Source organism: Gammaproteobacteria bacterium (assembly GCA_015709635.1).
Taxonomy (GTDB): Bacteria; Pseudomonadota; Gammaproteobacteria; order Burkholderiales; family Nitrosomonadaceae; genus Nitrosomonas.
This window is the reverse complement of the sequence record CP054180.1, coordinates 2793220-2812440: the sequence shown is the minus strand read 5'-3', so window position 1 is coordinate 2812440 and position 19221 is coordinate 2793220. Positions and strand designations below refer to the sequence as shown.

Annotated in this window: 19 protein-coding genes; 10 read left to right on the top strand and 9 right to left on the bottom strand. The window is 48.1% G+C overall.

The features are described 5' to 3' along the window. Positions 1-62: 62 nt before the first annotated feature. Complete coding sequence (locus HRU78_13330; protein QOJ25061.1) at positions 63-1052, bottom strand: L,D-transpeptidase family protein; 990 nt, start codon at positions 1050-1052, stop codon at positions 63-65. 424 nt (positions 1053-1476) lie between these two features. Here HRU78_13330 and HRU78_13325 point away from each other — a divergent pair, with 424 nt between their 5' ends. The 3 genes from HRU78_13325 to HRU78_13315 all read left to right on the top strand — a co-directional run bounded on the left by HRU78_13325 (position 1477) and on the right by HRU78_13315 (position 3824). After that, on the top strand, positions 1477-2679 hold the full coding sequence (locus tag HRU78_13325; protein QOJ24502.1) for a porin: 1203 nt from the start codon (positions 1477-1479) through the stop codon (positions 2677-2679). Positions 2680-2820: 141 nt separating this feature from the next. Beyond that, a complete protein-coding gene (locus HRU78_13320; protein ID QOJ24501.1) occupies positions 2821-3237 on the top strand; it encodes a hypothetical protein in 417 nt (138 codons plus the stop codon). A 20-nt stretch (positions 3238-3257) separates the two neighbouring features. Further along, positions 3258-3824: a DUF2806 domain-containing protein gene (locus tag HRU78_13315; protein QOJ25060.1), complete on the top strand. Its 567-nt coding sequence runs from the start codon at positions 3258-3260 to the stop codon at positions 3822-3824. Here HRU78_13315 and HRU78_13310 read toward each other — a convergent pair. Continuing rightward, positions 3814-5085 carry a glycerate kinase gene (locus tag HRU78_13310; GenBank protein QOJ24500.1) on the bottom strand — a complete coding sequence of 424 codons (1272 nt, stop codon included), beginning with the start codon at positions 5083-5085 and terminating at the stop codon, positions 3814-3816. The genes HRU78_13315 and HRU78_13310 overlap by 11 nt on opposite strands. A 4-nt stretch (positions 5086-5089) precedes the next feature. Next, on the bottom strand, positions 5090-7909 hold the full coding sequence (gene uvrA / locus HRU78_13305; protein QOJ24499.1) for an excinuclease ABC subunit UvrA: 2820 nt from the start codon (positions 7907-7909) through the stop codon (positions 5090-5092). Positions 7910-8002: 93 nt separating this feature from the next. Between uvrA and HRU78_13300 the strand changes: the two genes are divergently transcribed. Both HRU78_13300 and ssb read left to right on the top strand, forming a co-directional pair. After that, positions 8003-9379: an MFS transporter gene (locus HRU78_13300; protein QOJ25059.1), complete on the top strand. Its 1377-nt coding sequence runs from the start codon at positions 8003-8005 to the stop codon at positions 9377-9379. Further along, positions 9363-9815, top strand: coding sequence for a single-stranded DNA-binding protein (gene ssb / locus HRU78_13295; GenBank protein QOJ24498.1), 453 nt, complete (start codon positions 9363-9365; stop codon positions 9813-9815). The genes HRU78_13300 and ssb overlap by 17 nt, the downstream gene beginning before the upstream one ends. A gap of 24 nt (positions 9816-9839) precedes the next feature. Here the strand turns inward: ssb and HRU78_13290 are convergent, their stop codons facing one another. From HRU78_13290 to HRU78_13275, 4 genes are all read right to left on the bottom strand, one after another. Continuing rightward, positions 9840-10046: a hypothetical protein gene (locus HRU78_13290; protein ID QOJ24497.1), complete on the bottom strand. Its 207-nt coding sequence runs from the start codon at positions 10044-10046 to the stop codon at positions 9840-9842. Between the two features lie 153 nt (positions 10047-10199). Beyond that, positions 10200-10811: a DUF2325 domain-containing protein gene (locus tag HRU78_13285; protein ID QOJ24496.1), complete on the bottom strand. Its 612-nt coding sequence runs from the start codon at positions 10809-10811 to the stop codon at positions 10200-10202. Positions 10812-10929: 118 nt separating this feature from the next. Then, positions 10930-11394 carry a bacterioferritin gene (gene bfr, locus HRU78_13280; GenBank protein QOJ24495.1) on the bottom strand — a complete coding sequence of 155 codons (465 nt, stop codon included), beginning with the start codon at positions 11392-11394 and terminating at the stop codon, positions 10930-10932. A 230-nt stretch (positions 11395-11624) separates the two neighbouring features. Further along, a complete protein-coding gene (locus tag HRU78_13275) occupies positions 11625-11810 on the bottom strand; it encodes a hemin uptake protein HemP (protein QOJ24494.1) in 186 nt (61 codons plus the stop codon). Between the two features lie 288 nt (positions 11811-12098). Between HRU78_13275 and HRU78_13270 the strand changes: the two genes are divergently transcribed. Next, positions 12099-13112, top strand: a complete 1014-nt coding sequence (locus HRU78_13270; protein ID QOJ24493.1) for a molecular chaperone DnaJ — start codon at positions 12099-12101, stop codon at positions 13110-13112. 197 nt (positions 13113-13309) lie between these two features. Here HRU78_13270 and HRU78_13265 read toward each other — a convergent pair whose 3' ends face one another. After that, on the bottom strand, positions 13310-14170 hold the full coding sequence (locus HRU78_13265; GenBank protein ID QOJ24492.1) for an MBL fold metallo-hydrolase: 861 nt from the start codon (positions 14168-14170) through the stop codon (positions 13310-13312). A gap of 104 nt (positions 14171-14274) precedes the next feature. On the opposite strand from HRU78_13265, the gene HRU78_13260 reads away from it, so the two are divergent. The 3 genes from HRU78_13260 (at position 14275) to HRU78_13250 (ending at position 15564) form a co-directional block, all read left to right on the top strand. Next, positions 14275-14700: a YeeE/YedE family protein gene (locus HRU78_13260; protein ID QOJ24491.1), complete on the top strand. Its 426-nt coding sequence runs from the start codon at positions 14275-14277 to the stop codon at positions 14698-14700. Positions 14701-14730: 30 nt separating this feature from the next. After that, entirely contained in the window at positions 14731-15144 is a 414-nt protein-coding gene (locus HRU78_13255; GenBank protein QOJ24490.1) for a YeeE/YedE family protein, read from the top strand. Between the two features lie 96 nt (positions 15145-15240). Further along, entirely contained in the window at positions 15241-15564 is a 324-nt protein-coding gene (locus HRU78_13250; protein ID QOJ25058.1) for a winged helix-turn-helix transcriptional regulator, read from the top strand. 248 nt (positions 15565-15812) lie between these two features. Here HRU78_13250 and HRU78_13245 read toward each other — a convergent pair whose 3' ends face one another. Further along, positions 15813-16325, bottom strand: coding sequence for a protein tyrosine phosphatase family protein (locus HRU78_13245; protein QOJ24489.1), 513 nt, complete (start codon positions 16323-16325; stop codon positions 15813-15815). Positions 16326-16471: 146 nt separating this feature from the next. Between HRU78_13245 and HRU78_13240 the strand changes: the two genes are divergently transcribed. Continuing rightward, positions 16472-19189: a cation-transporting P-type ATPase gene (locus HRU78_13240; protein QOJ24488.1), complete on the top strand. Its 2718-nt coding sequence runs from the start codon at positions 16472-16474 to the stop codon at positions 19187-19189. Positions 19190-19221 lie beyond the last annotated feature (32 nt).

The following is a 19221-nucleotide window of genomic DNA, read 5'->3' as shown; positions in this document are numbered from 1 at the left end:
TCTCTGAGGGGTTTTTTTATGGATATCCCTGTAGTGTAATTTAGCTTCCCGTTCATGAAGGATTAGTGGTTGTTTTGTGTGTGTAATTGTTGTGCGCGTGCACGAGAGATTAGAACAGGTATTCCGCTTTTCTCTAGGATTGCTTGTTTGAGAGTTTCCTGGTCTATTTCAAAATCTGTAGGGATGTTTCTCTTGCTGCTTTTTAATGTGAGAAAATCATTAATGGCGGTTACTACCATCTGTTTATAATTGGCATATTTCCCCTCGTCTTCTTCAAGTGGCGGATGAAGTTCAATATAAAGAGAATCCATTAACCAGCCGAGTTTAATCGGTTGATTAACAACTTGCACCTGGGTGCCGATTGGAACTTTATCAAAGAGTGCTTCAATGTCTTCCGGGTACATGCGGACGCACCCTGCTGAAACGCGCATTCCGACACCGAAAGGCTTGATGGTCCCGTGTATCAGATAGCTTCCGCCACCGATGCTCAAACGCATGGCATGCCGCCCTAAGGGATTGGTAGGACCCGGTGGCACTATGCTGGGATAAGGTTGCTCCCCATTGGCTATTCTATCCATCTGAAGAGATTTTGGAGGTATCCAAGTGGGATCTTTCTTTTTTTCAACTATTTTCGAAATTCCTAACGGGGTCACCCAATCCATTCTGCCGATACCTACCGGATGTGTGATGACCATTGGCTTTTCACTCTTTTTAGGTTCCGGAAAATAATAAATTCTCATCTCAGGTAAATTTAGAAGTAAACCTTTGCGTTCGGCATGGGGAATAATATAGCGGCTTGGCAGAATAACTTTTGCGCCATCTTCAGGCAACCATCGATCAACATTGGGGTTGGCCAATAAAATCTCTATTTGGCCGATATCGTATCGACGTGCGATATCGAGCAATGTTTCCGTGCTGCTTGCGTGTGTGGTTCGTATTTGACCAAAAATATCAATATCGGGAGGTGGGAGTACCCATGTTTCAGCTCTGCTGATTGGGGAAGTAGCAATTAGATTGAATGCAACAATAATGAATAAAAAGGGTTTATACATAGTCAGACCTTGCATAGGTGCTAGGCTCAAATTATGAGAATGTGAACGTAATGGAAATGATAACTGAAATTTTATGATTAAAAACATGAAAAAAACAGCACAGTTATGCGCTATATGGCGAGAATGCAAATGGTTTTGTTGTAATATTAATCAAATCGAGAAGTAAGAATGGGTTAATCAAAAGATAAAATGAAGCTTATCATCAGAAAAGCAACAAATATGTTGCTCGGATACAACATATTCATTGTTTAATTAGCAAGATTTGTTTGTTTTTCTTGCAGTATGTTTCTATATTGGGGCAAAATCAAATCAAACCTTCCCGCGTTGGGAGGTCCGATCAAGCGGGGTGCATTCAACCGGATTGTATGTTGTAAAGCAAAATAGGACGGCCCCAGTCGTTTTAACATTAATGGAGAACTTCTGTATGAAGAAGAAACTTATTTCGCTGGCAGTAGCCAGCGCACTTGCAGTTCCAATGGTTGCATCAGCACAAGGAACGAATGTAACGCTGTTTGGTAGTGTACAGGCGGAGTATGCTACAGTTGATAAAGAAGGACAGGGTAATCAAGCCATGATCGGTGATAATACGGGTCGTTCGCGTTGGGGGGCACACATTACCGAAAATCTTGGTGCTGGCTTAAAAGCGAAAGCCCATATTGAGTATGGTTTCAGCACCGGTACTGGTGCCATAGGTATCGCTCGGGAACGCTGGATTGCATTGGCTAATGATAATTGGGGTGAGTTGAAATTTGGTCGTGTGCAATCTCCGTTCAAAGATTTTGCCGGTGGTATGACTATTGATCCGTTTGCATATACGACTCTCCAAGCTTCCGGTAGTGGCGGTACTATGTCGGCATCTGCTAATGGTTTGGGATCCGGAGCACAAAGCTTTGTAGACAGCGCTGCACGTTATGATTCACCAAAAGTCGAAGGTTTCAGTTTTTCAGCTTTATTTATGCCTGGTTATGCTAATAGATTAGATCCAACTAATGCACTTAATCTTACTACAGATACTAATGCCGGTGCTCTAGCCAATTCTGGTGGTCGTGGTGGTGCGTGGGATTTTCAGGTTGCCGGTAAATATGAAGTGCAGTATCAAGGTCATGATTTAGGTGTATTTGGTGGATACTCTCGCGATAATGCTGGTACCAATCAAAAGCTTTTGGGATTGAGCAACGAGCATGTGTGGCGCGGTGGTGCTACATGGGGTTATCAAAACTTTAAACTCAGAGGTCAATATGAAAATATTACGAACGCAATCGGCGCAGCGACTTGCTCTAATGCAGCTATGTTAGGCAATCCTGCCACCGGCAGTCCGGATGGCTATGGACAATGTAATTCTGCAATGAATTTAGGTGGTAGCGGTAATATCTGGTTTGCGAGTGGTCAGTATGATTGGGGCAATACCAGTTTCATCGCTCAAGGCGGTATGACACATGCGCACAGTGTATCCGGCGGTGCAAATAGCCGCCAAGTAAGCAGCTTTACGGTTGGTCTGATACATAATCTAAGCAAGCGTTCAAGCTTGTTTGGCGGTTATCAAAGAGCAATGGTCGATGATAAGAATGTTGGTTCTTCATTCAGAGACAGTAATACCTATAATATAGGTATGCGTCACAACTTCTAAGAAAGTTTTGATCTCGTAAAAAAGGCACCGGTTGGTGCCTTTTTTATTGCTGTAAAAGATGAAAATTCTAATTAACTTTTTTTCTTGTAGTAAATTTATAATTCAAGGAATATTGATGGATGCTTATAGGAGAATGCTGTCATGAGTATGAAAAAATGGACTGATGAAGAATTGATTAGTACGCGCGATAATCTTGAAGCATGGGACAAGAGGAGTAAGGGTTCGGGTGCTGGCTCAAAATTATGGCTATTGACAGCATTTTTAGGTGCGTTCGCTATTTCAACCGGCGTTGCATTTATCTTCTTTGATGGTATCGATGTGATGAGCGTTATACTGATCATCATGGGGGCGGTAACGTGTTTCTCATGGTATCGAAGTGATAAGCAGCTTAAGGATAATGTTGCATTTCTGGAAGAAATCCGTAAGGAGATAAAATCTCGAAAGCTGAAAGATACTCCAAAGTCAAAAGATAAGACTGGTGAGCAAGTAGAAGAAACTAAAGAAGACGGCAAAAAAGAATTATCCGTTGCGGAATCGAAAACTACAGATAAAAATTAATGAAAGAACGTTAACCAGGTATAAGAATGGGTAATTTATTGACAGCGCTTGTTCAATTTTTTACATCTGGAACTAATCATTCTAGAAAAAGCGCTGCGGATCATGATGCATTGGATCAATTTGCTTTGCGCCCGGAAGACCGTTTGATTTTTGAAGCATTGTGCCAATTTGTATGGATTCAAGGTGACCCATTACCTCTTATTTTTGATCTAGAGGATGAAATTTATACAAAGCAGGGAATTAATCAATCGACGCTAAAGCATCTCGAGGAAGCCGGTTTAATCGCATTTGATGCCAACGGATTTATCAAAAAAGGCTACGGCAAGCACACGCGTTTATTTTACAGTGGTAAGCCGACAAAAATAGGTTTTCAGACTGACAGTAACAATTATCTGGATTTGGGGCATGTATTGCTAACCGAACGCGGCAAGAAACTGGCGTTAGTTTCTGAGGCTCCAGGAAACCAGCAATTTTATGAATATGTAATCGAAAGATGGTACCGGCAAGGGTTGCTTTTGTCGTCGATACAGGTTGATCGCAATCACAACACGGATAAGGTCAATCGCGCATGTTCGATCAAAGAATAAGAATGGCGCGGTAGTCATTCACATTGGTATAAGTGGCACCGGTGATTACCAAATCGTTCAATTGCTGGAAAAACGTGTAGGCATCGTTATTGTCCAGAAACGCAGCGCCATTCAATCCCAGTTTCCCCGCCCGTGCTGGCGAATCCGGTGTAATGAGCGCACCGGCATTGTTTTCGCTGCCATCCAATCCATCCGTGTCGCAGGCCAATGCATAGACTTCATTCAAGCCGTCAAGCTCGATCAATAACGAGAGCAAAAACTCGGCGTTGCGTCCGCCGCGCCCATTACCTTTGATGGTAACCGTGGTTTCGCCGCCGGACAGTAGTGCCACCGGTGCTTTCAACCAGTGCGGATAGCGACGGATCTCGCGGGCGAATGCCGCATAGCTTTTGGCGATTTCACGTGCTTCCCCGGTTACGGTATCACCGAGAATCAATGGTGTAATGCCGAGATTCCGAAAATAGTGTGCTGCTGCAACCAATGAGTCGTGTGCACTGGCGATAATCCGGTTTTCGACTTGAGCAAAAATAGCGGAGCCCGGTTTAGGGGTTTCATTGATAACACCATCCCTTCCGGCACATAGAATTTTCCTGACTGCCGGGGGTACATTAAGATCGTAGTGATTCAATACAGCGAGCGCATCGGCAAAAGTGGTCGGGTCGGGTGCGCAGGGGCCGGAAGCGATATGCGTCGCGGCGTCGCCGGTGACATCCGAGATGATCAAAGCCAGCACGGGGGCTTTGCAAATTGCAGCAAGCCTGCCGCCCTGGATGGCCGACAGATGTTTGCGTACCGTGTTGATTTCCTGGATACTCGCACCGCAGCGCAGCAATTGCTGTGTAATTTCTCTCAGCTCTTGCAAAGAAATACCGTCGATGGGCAAAGCAAGCAGACTGGATCCTCCGCCGCTGAATAGGCAAAGCAATAAATCATCCGGAGTGAGCGTCCTGATCATGGTCAGAATTTCGTGCGAAGCCTGCTCGCCATAGCCATCCGGTAGCGGATGACCAGCTTCAACAACTTTAATTTTGCTTGTGGGCAAACGATGCCCATAGCGCGTGACGACTAGACCATCGAGCTGTGCAGCGGCAGGCCAACTGCTTTCAACCGCCTGCGCCATGGCAGCGGCAGCTTTGCCGGCGCCGACAATGAGTGTGCGGCCTTTAGGCGGTTTGGGGAGATGCTGCGGCACGATATGCAATGGATCAGCGGCTTTCACGGCCACTGCGAAGCTTTCCAGCAAAACGCCACGCGGGTTCATGGTGCTATTTTGCCAGCATGGATTGCAGGTAATGGCCGGTAAAACTGTTGCTATTGGCGGCAATCGTTTCCGGACTGCCTTCGGCAATAATGCATCCGCCGCCGTCGCCGCCTTCAGGACCCAGGTCGATAATCCAATCGGCGGTTTTGATAACGTCGAGATTGTGCTCGATCACCACCACGGTATTGCCATGGTCGCGTAGCCGGTGCAAGACTTTCAACAACAGATCGATATCCTGGAAATGCAGACCGGTCGTGGGTTCGTCCAATATATATAACGTGCGTCCGGTATCGCGCTTGGATAATTCGAGCGATAGTTTCACCCGCTGCGCCTCGCCGCCCGATAATGTGGTCGCGGACTGGCCCAATGTAATATAGCCAAGGCCGACTTCCAGCAGCGTTTGCAATTTGCGGGCAACTACCGGCACCGACGAGAAAAATTCATGCGCGTTTTCCACGGTCATTTCCAGTACTTCATTGATATTTTTGCCTTTGTATTGGATTTCCAGCGTCTCGCGGTTATAGCGGCGGCCGTGACAAACATCGCAAGTAACATAGATATCCGGCAGGAAATGCATTTCCACTTTGATCACGCCATCGCCCTGACAAGCCTCGCACCGTCCGCCTTTGACATTGAAAGAAAAGCGCCCGGGTGCATAACCGCGTTCACGCGCTTGCGGCACACCGGCGAATAATTCCCGGATCGGCGTAAACAAACCGGTGTAGGTAGCCGGATTGGAGCGCGGCGTGCGCCCGATCGGGCTTTGATCCATGTTGATTACTTTGTCGAAAAAAGCGAGTCCGTCGATATGCTGGTAAGGTGCAGGTTCGGCATTGCTGGCGTAAAGGTGCCGGGCGACCGCACGATGCAGCGTCTCATTGATCAGCGTCGATTTTCCCGATCCGGAAACACCGGTGACGCAAACAAACAGCCCGACCGGCAAGTTGAGCGTGACATTCTTGAGATTATTCCCGGATGCGCCTTCAATGCGCAGCATCCGCTCAGGATTGGGAGCATGGCGTTGCTGCGGTATGTTGATCGCTAATTTTCCGGACAGGTATTGACCGGTCAGGGAGTTATCATTCTCTTGGATCGCTTGCGGACTGCCTTGCGCCACCACGAAGCCGCCATGCTCACCGGCACCCGGCCCCATGTCGACGACGTAATCCGCAAGTAGTATGGCATCCTGGTCGTGCTCGACAACGATGACACTGTTGCTCAAATCACGCAGGTGTTTGAGCGTATCCAACAGGCGGCCGTTATCGCGTTGATGCAAACCGATGGAAGGTTCATCCAGAACGTACATGACACCGGTCAGGCCGGAGCCGATTTGGCTGGCGAGGCGGATGCGTTGCGATTCACCGCCGGACAATGTGTCGGCCGAGCGATCCAAGGACAAGTAATCCAAGCCGACATTGTTAAGGAATTGCAGGCGGCTGGAAATTTCTTTGACAATGCGCTCGGCGATCGATTGCTTGTGACCCAATAATGCGATTTGATCAAAAAATTGTTTGGCTTTTTTTAACGGAAAGGCACTAATTTCGTATATCGCCTGCCCCGCAACGCGCACATGACGTGCCGACTGGCAAAGGCGGGTACCCTGGCAGTCCGGGCAGACTTGCGCATTGAGATACTTCGCTAATTCCTCGCGTACCGTTTGTGACTCGGTTTCCTTATAACGCCGCGTCAGATTCGGGATGATGCCTTCAAACGGATGTGTTTCCTGTTGTTTGCGCCCGCTTTCGGTTAAATAGGAAAAATGGATCTTTTCCTTACCCGAACCGTACAGAATAATAGTGCGGGTGGGCTCACTCAGACTCTCGAACGGTGTTTCCAGATCGAATTGATAATGTTGCGCCAGGCTGGTTAGTAGCTGAAAGTAAAATTGGTTGCGCCGATCCCAATTCCTGACCGCACCGGCAGCCAGTGAAAGATGCGGAAAAGCGACCACGCGCGCAGGATCGAAAAACGTGATCTGCCCCAAGCCATCGCATTTGCTGCAAGCACCCAGCGGATTGTTGAATGAAAATAATCTGGGTTCCAATTCGGAGAGCGAATAGCTGCAGACCGGGCAGCTGAATTTGGCGGAAAAGAGATGCTCGTGGCCGCTATCCATTTCAACCGCCAACGCACGCCCGTCGGAATGGCGCAAAGCCACTTCGAATGATTCCGCTAACCGTTGCTTGGCATCCGCAGATACTTTCAACCGGTCGATCACGACTTCGATCGTATGTTTCTTGGTTTTCTGCAGTTTGGGTAAAGCATCGATTTCATACACTTCACCGTCGACGCGCAAGCGCACGAAACCTTGCGCGCGCAGTTCATCGAATAAATCGGTTTGCTCGCCTTTGCGCTCCACGATCAATGGGGACAGAATCATCAGGCGCGTGTCGGCTGGAAGCTGCAACACATGATCGACCATTTGCGACACGCTTTGCGCGGTCAGCATGATATTGTGCTCCGGGCAAAACGGATCGCCGACGCGAGCGAACAGCAGGCGCAAGTAATCGTGAATTTCCGTGACGGTACCAACGGTTGAGCGCGGATTGTGCGAAGTTGCCTTTTGCTCGATGGCGATAGCGGGGGAGAGCCCCTCGATCAAATCGACATCCGGTTTTTCCATCAGTTGAAGAAACTGCCGGGCATACGCTGAAAGCGATTCCACGTAACGCCGCTGACCTTCGGCATAGAGCGTATCGAAGGCCAGAGAAGATTTGCCGGATCCCGATAAACCGGTAATGACAACCAGCTTGTTGCGCGGTAGATCGAGATTGATGTTTTTCAGGTTGTGCGTCCGCGCACCACGTATTTTTATGGATTCCATGAACTATCTATGTATCAGTCAACCTGCTAATATACCCAACTTTTTAGGGATATCACAACCTGATTCATGTCTGCTTCGTCTTCATCTGAAAAAATGTCTCCGGTGGAATTGCGCGCGACCGTCGGCCTTGCCGGTGTGTATGGCCTGCGCATGTTTGGTTTGTTTATCATTTTGCCGGTGTTTGCTTTTTACGCTGAGGATTTGCCCGGCGGTGACAACTATACGCTGGTCGGCATTGCACTTGGCGCGTACGGACTCACTCAGGCTGTTTTGCAGATTCCTTTCGGCTGGCTGTCCGATCGTATCGGGCGCAAGCCGGTCATCTACCTCGGGTTGGTTTTGTTTGTTCTCGGCAGCTTGATCGCGGCTGCGGCAACCGATATTTATTGGGTGATAGCGGGCCGGATCATTCAAGGCGCCGGTGCGATTTCAGCGGCGGTGATGGCGCTGGCAGCGGATCTGACGCGCGAAGAACATCGTACCAAAGCGATGGCAACGATCGGCATGACCATCGGTACCGTTTTCGCTATTTCCCTGATTGCCGCGCCGGTGTTGAATCAATGGATAGGCGTACCGGGGATTTTTGCCATGACCGGTGTTTTGGCCATGCTCGCCATGATCGTCGTTAAGAAGGTTATTCCCAATCCGGTGATCAGCCGCTTCCATTCCGATACCGAGGCATCGCCGGCGAGTTTTGTCGATGTATTGCGCAATACCCAGCTGCTGCGCTTGAACTACGGTATTTTTGCCTTGCATGCGGCGTTGATGGCATTGTGGCTGGTGGTGCCGCTGACTTTGCGTCAGGCAGGCATGGCTGCAGAAAATCATTGGCAGATTTATTTGCCGGTTTTGATTTTATCCGTTGTTCTCATTGTTCCAGCCATTATTTATTCCGAAAAGAAGGCTAAGTTAAAACAGGTTTTTGTTGCGGCGATTGCGTTATTGCTAACCGGACAAGTGTTGTTGGCAGTGGCCTCCGATTCCATCTGGGGAACAGCCGCAGCGCTTTTGGTTTTTTTCACCGCCTTCAATTTGCTCGAAGCCAGTTTGCCGTCCTTGATTTCGAAAATCGCACCGGTAGGAGCCAAAGGAACAGCCATCGGCATTTACAGCAGTACGCAGTTTTTGGGCACATTTGCCGGTGCTGCGGCGGGCGGTCATTTGATGGGAACGTATGGCAGCGTTGCGCTCTATGTATTTTGCGGATTGTTATTGGCAGTATGGTTGATGCTCGCCGCTACGATGCAAGCACCGGCGGCGGTGCGCTCCAAGATGTACCATGTGAATGAAATGGATGCGGATCAGTCGGAAGAACTATCACGCCAATTGGCGGCAATACCCGGTGTGTTTGAAGCCTTGGTATTGGTTAATGAGCGTGTGGCGTATCTGAAAGTAGACATGAAAGGTTTCGACGAAGAAAAAGTGATTAAATTGCTTGAGGGAGGAAACATACATGGCGTCGATCAATAAAGTCATACTCATCGGTAACTTGGGTAAAGACCCGGAAACCCGTTATATGTCAAATGGTGAAGCGGTTACCAATATTACATTGGCAACGACCGATACCTGGAAGGACAAGAATGGCGAAAAACAGGAAAAAACCGAGTGGCACCGTGTCACCTTTTATCGCAAGCTGGCTGAAATTGCCGGTGAGTATTTGAAAAAAGGCCGTTCCGTTTATATCGAAGGCAGGCTGGAGACTCGTAAGTGGACCGATAAAAACGGTGTGGAACGATATACGACAGATATTATTGCCAGTGATATGAAAATGCTTGGGAACCGGTCGGGCAGTGGTAGTTTTGAATCGCCGCCAGATCATGAAGAAGACAATCCGGCTTCTAACCGGTCTTCTTCAACCAAAGCGCCCACCGGATTTGATGATATGGATGATGATATTCCGTTTTGACCGATTGGAATCGTGATTAAACTGCTAGCGTTTGTCAGGTAGCTGAACTATTCCCAATCGTTGCTCTGCTGTAGTGATACCCGATTGCCGGCGGGGTGGTAATGAAAATTCAATGCTGTCAATATTGCCACCGATTTCTTTGGCCATATTCCTGAACTCAAGAGCCAGCATGCTTTTTGGAACGATAAAGATTTGTTTGAATCCAGATTTGAAATGAACAAGAATTTTCATAACTTTTTCCAGGTAAATTTTATTAATTAGGGGCTTAGTTAATAACAGCGATGAAGCTGTTTTTACGACCCAAAAGAAATAAACTTTAGTGGATATTGGTTACGGTTCTTTTACGTTTTGTGCAAACCGGGATCAGTGGTTAATACTTGTTCCTCATGCAGTCATGGCAACCAACATACGAATCCCTGTATTAAAAGTATCAACCCCTGACCGGTCAAGCAGCACACAGGGTTTGCCGGAATACTTGCAATAGCACTTCAAGGTGAGAAAGGCTTCATGATTAACACAATCAACCGGACAGATAATCATGTCGGCTTGTTTTAGAAATTGAGGCAAGTCTTCTAAATTATCGCGCGGATTACCATGAAATGCGATGAAACATCCGCCACAATTTTTTACTGATTGATCGTATTGCGGGTAAAGCTTAATCCGGCCGCCAACACATAAAACCGATTGTCCGGACAATGAGTGGGCGGTGAAGTTTTGACTGCCGGTTTGCTTGTTTCTGCAGTCAATTTCTGTTGAAGATGATGCTTTAACCAAAATCGCCCAATCGATAACCTGATTGTTTTTATGCGAAAATGGGTAAGTGTGGATCGTGTTGCGATCAGTGTGACTTAATCGCTGTTTCCATCTGCGCGATAGTTTTTTTATGCTGCGCCAGCAATTCCACAAAAAGTTATCGGTGGATACAGAGGTAGGGAAATGGTCGTGGGGAATAGCACCCGAAGGGGCGGCCAAAGTCAGCTTTTTTAGAAGTTTCATCAGTGTATCTCCTGCTAATCATCAGCTAATAAAAGATTGGCTGGCTGACCTGGAGGCAGGCTGGCTGGCTGAAGATGCCGCTGAAGAAGGAAGAGGTAAACTTCAGCGGCAGAGAAAACTAAATCTGACTTTGTAACCAGTTATGAATGCCGATTTTTTGTATGACATCGAGCTGGGTTTCCAGCCAATCAATATGTTCTTCGGTATCTTCCAGAATCCGTTCAAAAATTTCCCGCGATACATAATCTTGTGCAGCTTCGCAAGCTGCTATTGCTGCAAGCAGCGTGTCGCGCGAAATGAATTCGAGTTTTAAATCGCACGCGACGCATTCTTCCGCGGTCTCTCCAATCATTAACTTGCCAAGATCTTGCAGATTCGGCAGTCCTTCCAGTAACAAGATCCGCTCGATCAGCGCATCGGCATGCTTCATTTCTTCGCATGATTCCTCGAATTCGTGTTTCCCCAGACTGCTGAATCCCCAGTTTTTATACATACGCGCATGAAGAAAATACTGATTAATTGCGGTTAGCTCAAGCTGCAGTTGCTGATTCAGCCAGCGAATAATCTCTACGTTACCTTTCATTTGTGGCTCCTAAGATGAGTATGTAATCATGTAATCGGATTTGTAAGAAGGTGCTGTTCTGTTATCAAATAATGTACGTTATTTATTCAACTCAGTATTCGATCAGAAAAGTTTTCCGGCATTACTCCAGATTAAATATCTTTCGGCCTTAAGCTTCGCAATGATTCACGAATAGCCAGATCGCTCAAGACTTACAGGCACAAATATACATGATATGCATCTTTTATCCACTATTTGTTGAGAATCAACTTGCCGTTCCGCGTACGGCGCAGTGAATACTGTTCACCTCTATGCAGGATTAATACTACGTCGCCATTCTTGAATAAGGCATTGCTGTCTATTCGCATGTTGGCATCCGGAATGCCGGACTTGGTCGAACTTCCAATTATTGTATGTGCTTGGTTTAGTGTATTCATTGGTATTAAGAAATTAACGAAATGAGAATTATTCTCATTATAATAATTTCTTGATGAAATGCAAGAAGAAAACAGAAATATTATTTCAGTGGTTTCTGATAATGAAACGCTCATTGGTGGTGAATTCAATTCATTACCGATGTTTGAAGCTATGTTGGTGACAAGAATTGATCGGTGTATACTGCGAACTCATTGTCTGATTCGTTACAAGCTATTGACATGTAAAATGAAAAGAGGCTCAGGGCAGTGTATTGCTAATCATCGTTATAGCACTTTGATATTACAATCATGATCGAACGGCGCAATTTCTATCGAATTCTTCACGTGCAACCGGATGCACCGATGGCGGTGATAACGGAGAGCTATCGGGTGTTGATGCAGAAACTCGACAGCCGGGCCGATTTAAATGGCCCAGATTGGAATGTCAGTTTACTCAATATTGCTTATAACACGCTGCGGGATCCGCTCAGGCGTGCTACTTATGACCGTGAATTATTGAAGCGCTATCACATCAGAGCTCTGAGTCAGGGCGCATTGGGGACAAATGCGAATTTCGAGATCGAAAGGGAGAAAAATAAACAGTCGGCTGGGTTTAATCAACGAAATTATTACCGCATACTTCAAGTTCAGCCTGATGCACCAGTGGCTACAATTAAAGCGAGCTACCTGACATTAAAAAAAAGCTCTATTCTTCAAAATACGACAGTACTCGATGAGGCCTACCGGATTCTGTCCAATCCCGCGATGCGCGAACAGTATGATGCGATATTTGCGGGCAGTTTATTTCGTGCGGCGCGGAAAACGACCCAGCGTAATACCGATCTGACTAAGCTTGCTGTCGCGGAAAACAATACAGTGCCGATGACCATCAAGCATTATCGTCCGGTCATTACACGCTATTGCTCGTTTTGCAAAACACCCAACGTGCCGCAAGCTAATCTATATCAAAGTGAGAGCTGCCTTGAATGCGGTAGTCCATTATCGTTATTGCACCAAGAGAATCCGGCAACGCAGCGGACGATGAGGCGGATCAGCATGAGCGGCAGATTTATGTTTTATCTGTTTTGGCCGGGAAAGCCCTGTCAAGGCTTTTGCCAGGATCTTTCCCCCGCAGGACTGCGTTTTATGACCGATGAGCTATTGGATGCCGCTGACATAATAAAAATCGATGCGCCTAATTTTCAGGCGGTTGCGGAAGTAACTCATAGGCGCTATGAAGATAAAGGATTCTCGGTAGGAACACGTTTTATTGCCGTGAAATTTGATCAGCAATATGGAAATTTTGTCACGGTGCACGTATAGATCATATTTATAGAGCACCCATTTTTCTATGGCGCGAACACGATTCACTCAACCCTAAGAAAACTCTGAAAAAGGTAGCGAGCGACAGCCAGATAAGATGAAGTCAGGCGGAAAAGCGCAATCAACGAGCGATAAAGAGCATTTTGGACCTGATTTCAACGCAGCATGACTGAATGCAGTAGTTTTTCAGAGCTTCCCTAAAGTAAATTGATGGGCATCTTGAAATAAACAATACCGTTTGCCTCAGGCGGTGGCAATTGGCCCGCCCTGATATTCACCTGTAATGAAGGAAGCAGTAAGTTGGGCATGTCCAATGTCGCATCGCGCTTGTTGCGCATGGCGACGAAATCGTTTTCATTGATGCCGTCATGAATATGAATATTCTGAACGTGTTGTTCGGCTACGGTGCTTTTCCATTCGGCCGCACGTGAAGCGGGCGGATAATCGTGACACATATATAGCCGGGTTGTTGCCGGAAACGCGAGTAATTTCCGGATGGATTTGAATAACTGATGCGCATCCCCACCTGGAAAGTCGGCGCGTGCAGTGCCGATGTCCGGCATGAAAAGCGTATCACCGACAAAGATGGCATCGTCAAACTGATAAGCCAGGTCAGCGGGTGTGTGGCCTGATACCGTGATGGCTTTGGCCGTCAACTTTCCTACCCGAAACGCTTCGCCGTCAGAAAATAAGTGATCGAAATGATGACCATCGGGAATGAATTCTTCGCCAAGATTGAAGATTTTCTTGAAAGTCTCTTGTACTGCAGGAATACGATCTCCGATACCCGTCTTCCCACCCAGTTGATTTTTAAGATAGTCAGCGGAGGATAAATGATCGGCATGCGCATGCGTTTCCAGTATCCATTCAACCGATAATCGCTGCTCGCGAACGAAAGCGATCAGCTTGTCAGCCGAATGCGTGCGGATCCGGCCAGCTTTGGAATCGTAATCCAGAACTGGGTCTATGATGGCACAACTTCCGCCCGGTTCATCAAAAACAACATAACTGATAGTCCAAGTTGCTGGGTCATAAAACGCTTGAATATCGGGTTTCATTTTGTTCTCCTCCTGTTATATTATTAAGAAAATTCTGACAATCTGCATATATAATATATCATATTGTATATAGTGAATTGTATGGGATATCGAAAGGAGATGGTATGTCGATCAATGACGATTTAATACCTTGGCATGCGGCAGCTGGCGGGGTAACGATAGGAATAGCGGTCGCTTTGCTATTACTATTCAACGGCCGGATTGCAGGCGTATCGGGTATCGTGGGCGGATTATACCGGATGCAAAAAGGCGACATCAGCTGGCGTGTTGCGTTTATTTGCGGATTGATATTATCGGTTGTTGTCTGGAAATATTTTTTTATTTTGCCACCGATACAAATTGAAACAAGTCATGCAATGCTGGTGCTGGCAGGTTTATTAGTGGGATATGGCACTCGGCTCGGTTCGGGATGCACCAGTGGTCATGGGGTTTGCGGTATATCAAGGCGTTCACCGCGTTCGATTGCGGCAACTGCGGTATTCATGCTGACCGGTTTCGCGACAGTATATCTGATGCGGCATGTATTTTAATTTGAACCAGTTAATGGGTGGAGAACAAAAATGCTGAGCTTGATGTCTTTGCTTGCAGGGGTTGTGTTCGGCTTGGGGCTCATCGGGTCAGGCATGGTTAATCCGGCAGTGGTCCTGGCATTCCTGGATATCACGGGGGATTGGGATGCCGCACTGTTCTGGGTGATGGGTGGAGCTGTGGCTGCTGGTTCGATCGCTTTTGCGTTGGCAAAAAAGCGCAAACAATCCTTTCTGGGTTCATCAATGCAAATACCCGCTGTTACCAAAATTGATAGCCGCTTGCTGGTGGGAAGTTTTATGTTTGGAATCGGCTGGGGAATCGCGGGCATCTGTCCCGGACCAGCCTTGGTGCTGATCGGGACGGGCAGCAACGATGCGGTGATATTTCTCGTTGCCATGTTAGCGGGTATGGGGATCTATCAAATCACACAAGATCATAGTTGATTTCCCAAAAATAAATTAAAATTCTTGTCATCCGATCAATTTTTGTTTTATGTCATGAATTTATTAAGAGATGTTAATATTAAACAAGAAGAAATTATGAAAACAGAATTAGTCTTACCCGATATTGCAGCACTGCATGCATCTGCATCGGAAGCCTGTGCTCTGCTAAAAATATTGGCTAACGAGGACCGGTTGCTCATTTTGTGTGAACTTAGCAAAGGAACGCGCAATGTAGGAGAATTGGAAGAGCTGCTGAGTATTCATCAACCCACATTATCGCAACAACTGACCGTGCTGCGCGAAGAAAGTCTGGTAGCGACGGAGCGCAGGGGGAAATATATCTATTACAGTTTGGCAAGTATGGAAGCCACTAAAATTATGGAGACTTTGTTTAGTTTGTACTGCAAAGATCATTCGTAATCATTCAATCGAGTGAAGCCCCAGACGTGTCGTTACATGTGCCGTAAGCGGAAGTTTTGCTGATGGTACGGTACTGGTGCGATTGCGTTACTGTTTGTCGCCCGGTGTTCTACTTGGAGCTTTGATCGAGCGTATTTTCGCTTGTTAATTTATTTGCGGACTCGAAACTACAGCAAGAATTTGCTGTAGTCTTAGGAAAGTTTTGAGAATGCAGATTACTCCGGGTGTCCTGGCAGGTACCGCACTGTTCAGTTCAGCATGATTTCGCGGAGTTTTTCTTCCAGTGGCGGGCGCAAACCCGTTTTGCGGGCTTCCTTAATCGCTACTTCAGGATCAACCCCTTTGCTGATACGATAACTGGCCCACATGGCACTGGCGCGATTACCCGATCCGCAATGAATCAGCACCGGCGTTTGTGCAGATTCGATCACTTTGGCGAATTGAGCCACTTGTTCCTTAGTGATGCCGGCAACTGTCGTTGGAATGTTGAAATAAGCTATGCCAACCGAGTCGACCAATCCTTTTTCTTCGGCAGTTCCTTCGTTCTTGGTACGTAAATCAATAACCGTTTTGAAGCCGGTGGCTGACAGTGCTTGCACGCCGCCATCGCTGATCATTCCTGATATGGCAATTTGTTCCGTAGCGCGGCTGTAATTTTGTACGGGAATTACCTGATGCGCGAACGGCACTCGGCCGGAAGCTTGGGTCATACTGGTAAATAATACGCCCGTCAGTGCTATCAGAATGATAGAGTATTTCATAGAAAGCCCCATTTGCTGTGTTAAGTGAAAAAAAGATTGTTTTCATTGTAGCCGCACTGAATAATTAAATACAAATTATTCCTGCCGGTTCCAGTCTATTGGATCGGTGCGATGCGATCGGACAAATTTCATCAAAGGTAACGCTTATGCCGCATGAACACGATTCAGCAGCCAATCGAACATCGACATGGCATAACGCATCCCCGCAGCAGGTACTGGATACGCTGAATACCGGAAGCGATGGATTATCGCAAACGGAAGCGCAGCTGCGCCTCGAACGTTATGGCGTGAACCGTCTAAAGCCGCCGCAATCAAGAGGTGCCATTACCCGGTTTTTGCTGCAATTTCATAATATGCTGATTTATATTCTGTTAATTGCATCCGCGCTGACCGCATTTCTGGGGCATTGGGTCGATAGCGGCGTTATTCTGGGTGTGGTGGTGATCAACGCCGTCATCGGCTTCATGCAAGAAGGTAAAGCGGAAAAAGCGCTCAACGCGATCCGGCGCATGCTGTCGCTTCATGCGACGGCATTGCGCGATGGGCAACGAATACAGCTTGCGGCGGAGCAGCTGGTACCCGGCGATATTGTCCTGCTGCAATCTGGCGACAAAGTGCCTGCCGATTTGCGCTTGCTCAACTGCAAAAACTTGCGCATCGAGGAAGCGGCGCTGACCGGAGAATCGGAAGCGGTTGAGAAATCCATTGCAGCGGTCGAGGTCGCGGCGGTTATCGGCGACCGGCTTTGCATGGCCTACTCCGGTACGCTAGTGGTTTACGGTCAAGGATCGGGTGTCGTGGTTGCCACCGGGCAGCAGACCGAGATCGGCCGCATCAGCCAAATGATCGCGCAAGTCGACAAGCTGGCTTCGCCGTTATTGCGGCAAATGGCAAACTTTTCCCGCTGGCTGACGCTGGCCGTTTTATCGCTGGCGGCCGGTATTTTTGTCTATGGATTCTTATGGCAAGACTATCCGCTCAATGAAATTTTTATGGCGGCGGTCGGTATGGCGATCGCCGCCATACCGGAAGAATTACCCGCCATCATGACGATTACATTGGCGCTCGGCGTACAGAATATGGCGCGGCGCAGCGCCATTGTGCGCAGACTTCCGGCGGTGGAAACACTGGGTGCCGTGACGATCATCTGTACCGACAAAACCGGCACGCTGACGCGCAACGAAATGACCGTACAGCACGTGATGACCGCGGACGATCAATGGCAGGTAAGCGGCGCGGGTTATGCGCCGAATGGCGGTTTCAGCCGGCATGAGGAACATATTCAGGTTGCCGGCCATCCCGATTTGCAGGAACTTTGCCGCGCCGGGTTGCTGTGCAATGATGCGGCGTTGCGTCAGTGCGGCGATGCCTGGGAAATTCACGGCGATCCTACCGAAGCCGCGCTGGTGACATTGGCCATGAAGGCGGCACTTGATCCCGGCCGGGAGCACGAAACGCTGCCGCGCGTAGACGTCATTCCCTTCGAGTCGGAACATCGCTTTATGGCGACATTGCATCATGATCCTGCCGGACATGGTCTCATTTATGTCAAAGGCGCGCCGGAGAAAGTGCTGACGATGTGCAACCAGCAACGCAGCCGAGGGGAGGATCGCCAGCTGCAGCTTGATTTCTGGCACGCTAGAATACGTCAGGCCAGCGAGAACGGGCAGCGTGTTCTTGCTATTGCAAGCCGCGTGATGCCGGTAAAACAACAAACCGTGACATGCGCCGATGTGGAAAGCGGATTCACCTTGCTTGGGCTGGTTGGCATTATGGATCCGCCACGTGACGAAGCTATCGCTGCAGTGCGGCAATGCCATAGTGCGGGTATTCGCGTCAAGATGATAACCGGGGATCATCGCATCACTGCCGGTGCGATCGGCGCCAGCCTCGGTATTGGCGATGGCCGGCGTGTGGTGACGGGAATCGAGCTGGATAATATGGACGATACACAGCTGCGGCAGGTGGTTGCGGATGTGGATATTTTTGCACGCGCGGACCCCGGACATAAGCTGCGTCTGGTTACCGCACTGCAAGATAACGGCGAAATTGTCGCCATGACCGGCGACGGTGTGAACGATGCACCGGCGCTAAAACGCGCCGATATCGGTGTGGCGATGGGGCAGAAAGGTACCGAAGTGGCCAAGGAGGCGGCCGAAATGGTGTTGGCGGACGATAACTTCGCGTCGATCGCGCATGCCGTGGAGGAGGGGCGTACGGTCTACGATAATATCCGTAAAACGATGGTGTACGTGCTGCCGACTAACGGCGGCGAGGCGGGTTTGCTGATATTGGCCATTATGCTGGGAATGGCGCTGCCGATTACGCCGCTGCAAATTTTATGGATCAATATGGTGACGACGGTGACGCTGGCGATTTCTCTTTCGTTTGAGCGCCCTGAAGTGAACGTCATGACGCGCCCGCCGCACGATCCTCACGCTCCTGTTTTGTCCGGATTGCTCGTGTGGCGCATCACCTTTGTCACACTATTGATGATCGGCGGCAGTTTTACTTTGTATTTCTGGGAATTGGCGCAAGGCTCCAGCGTTGAGCTGAGCCGTACCGTTGTTGTAAATGTGTTGGTGATGTATGAAATCGTCTATTTGTTCAATTGCCGCTATCTGATTGCATCCGTATGGTCGCGCCAGGGGTTGCTGGGTAATCGCTACGTGCTTTTGGCAGTCGGTTTGTTGCTGATATTGCAGTTGCTGTTTACTTATTTGCCCATCATGCAGCAACTGTTTGGTACCGTCGCTCTGGATGCCGCTACGTGGGGGCGTATTGCTGCGGTCAGTTTATTATTGTTCTTGGTGATCGAGCTTGAAAAATACTTGCTGCGCTACAAAGGCGTGAAGAATTTATGAAGAGCCAATTTAAACGATTAAGAATAAATTGG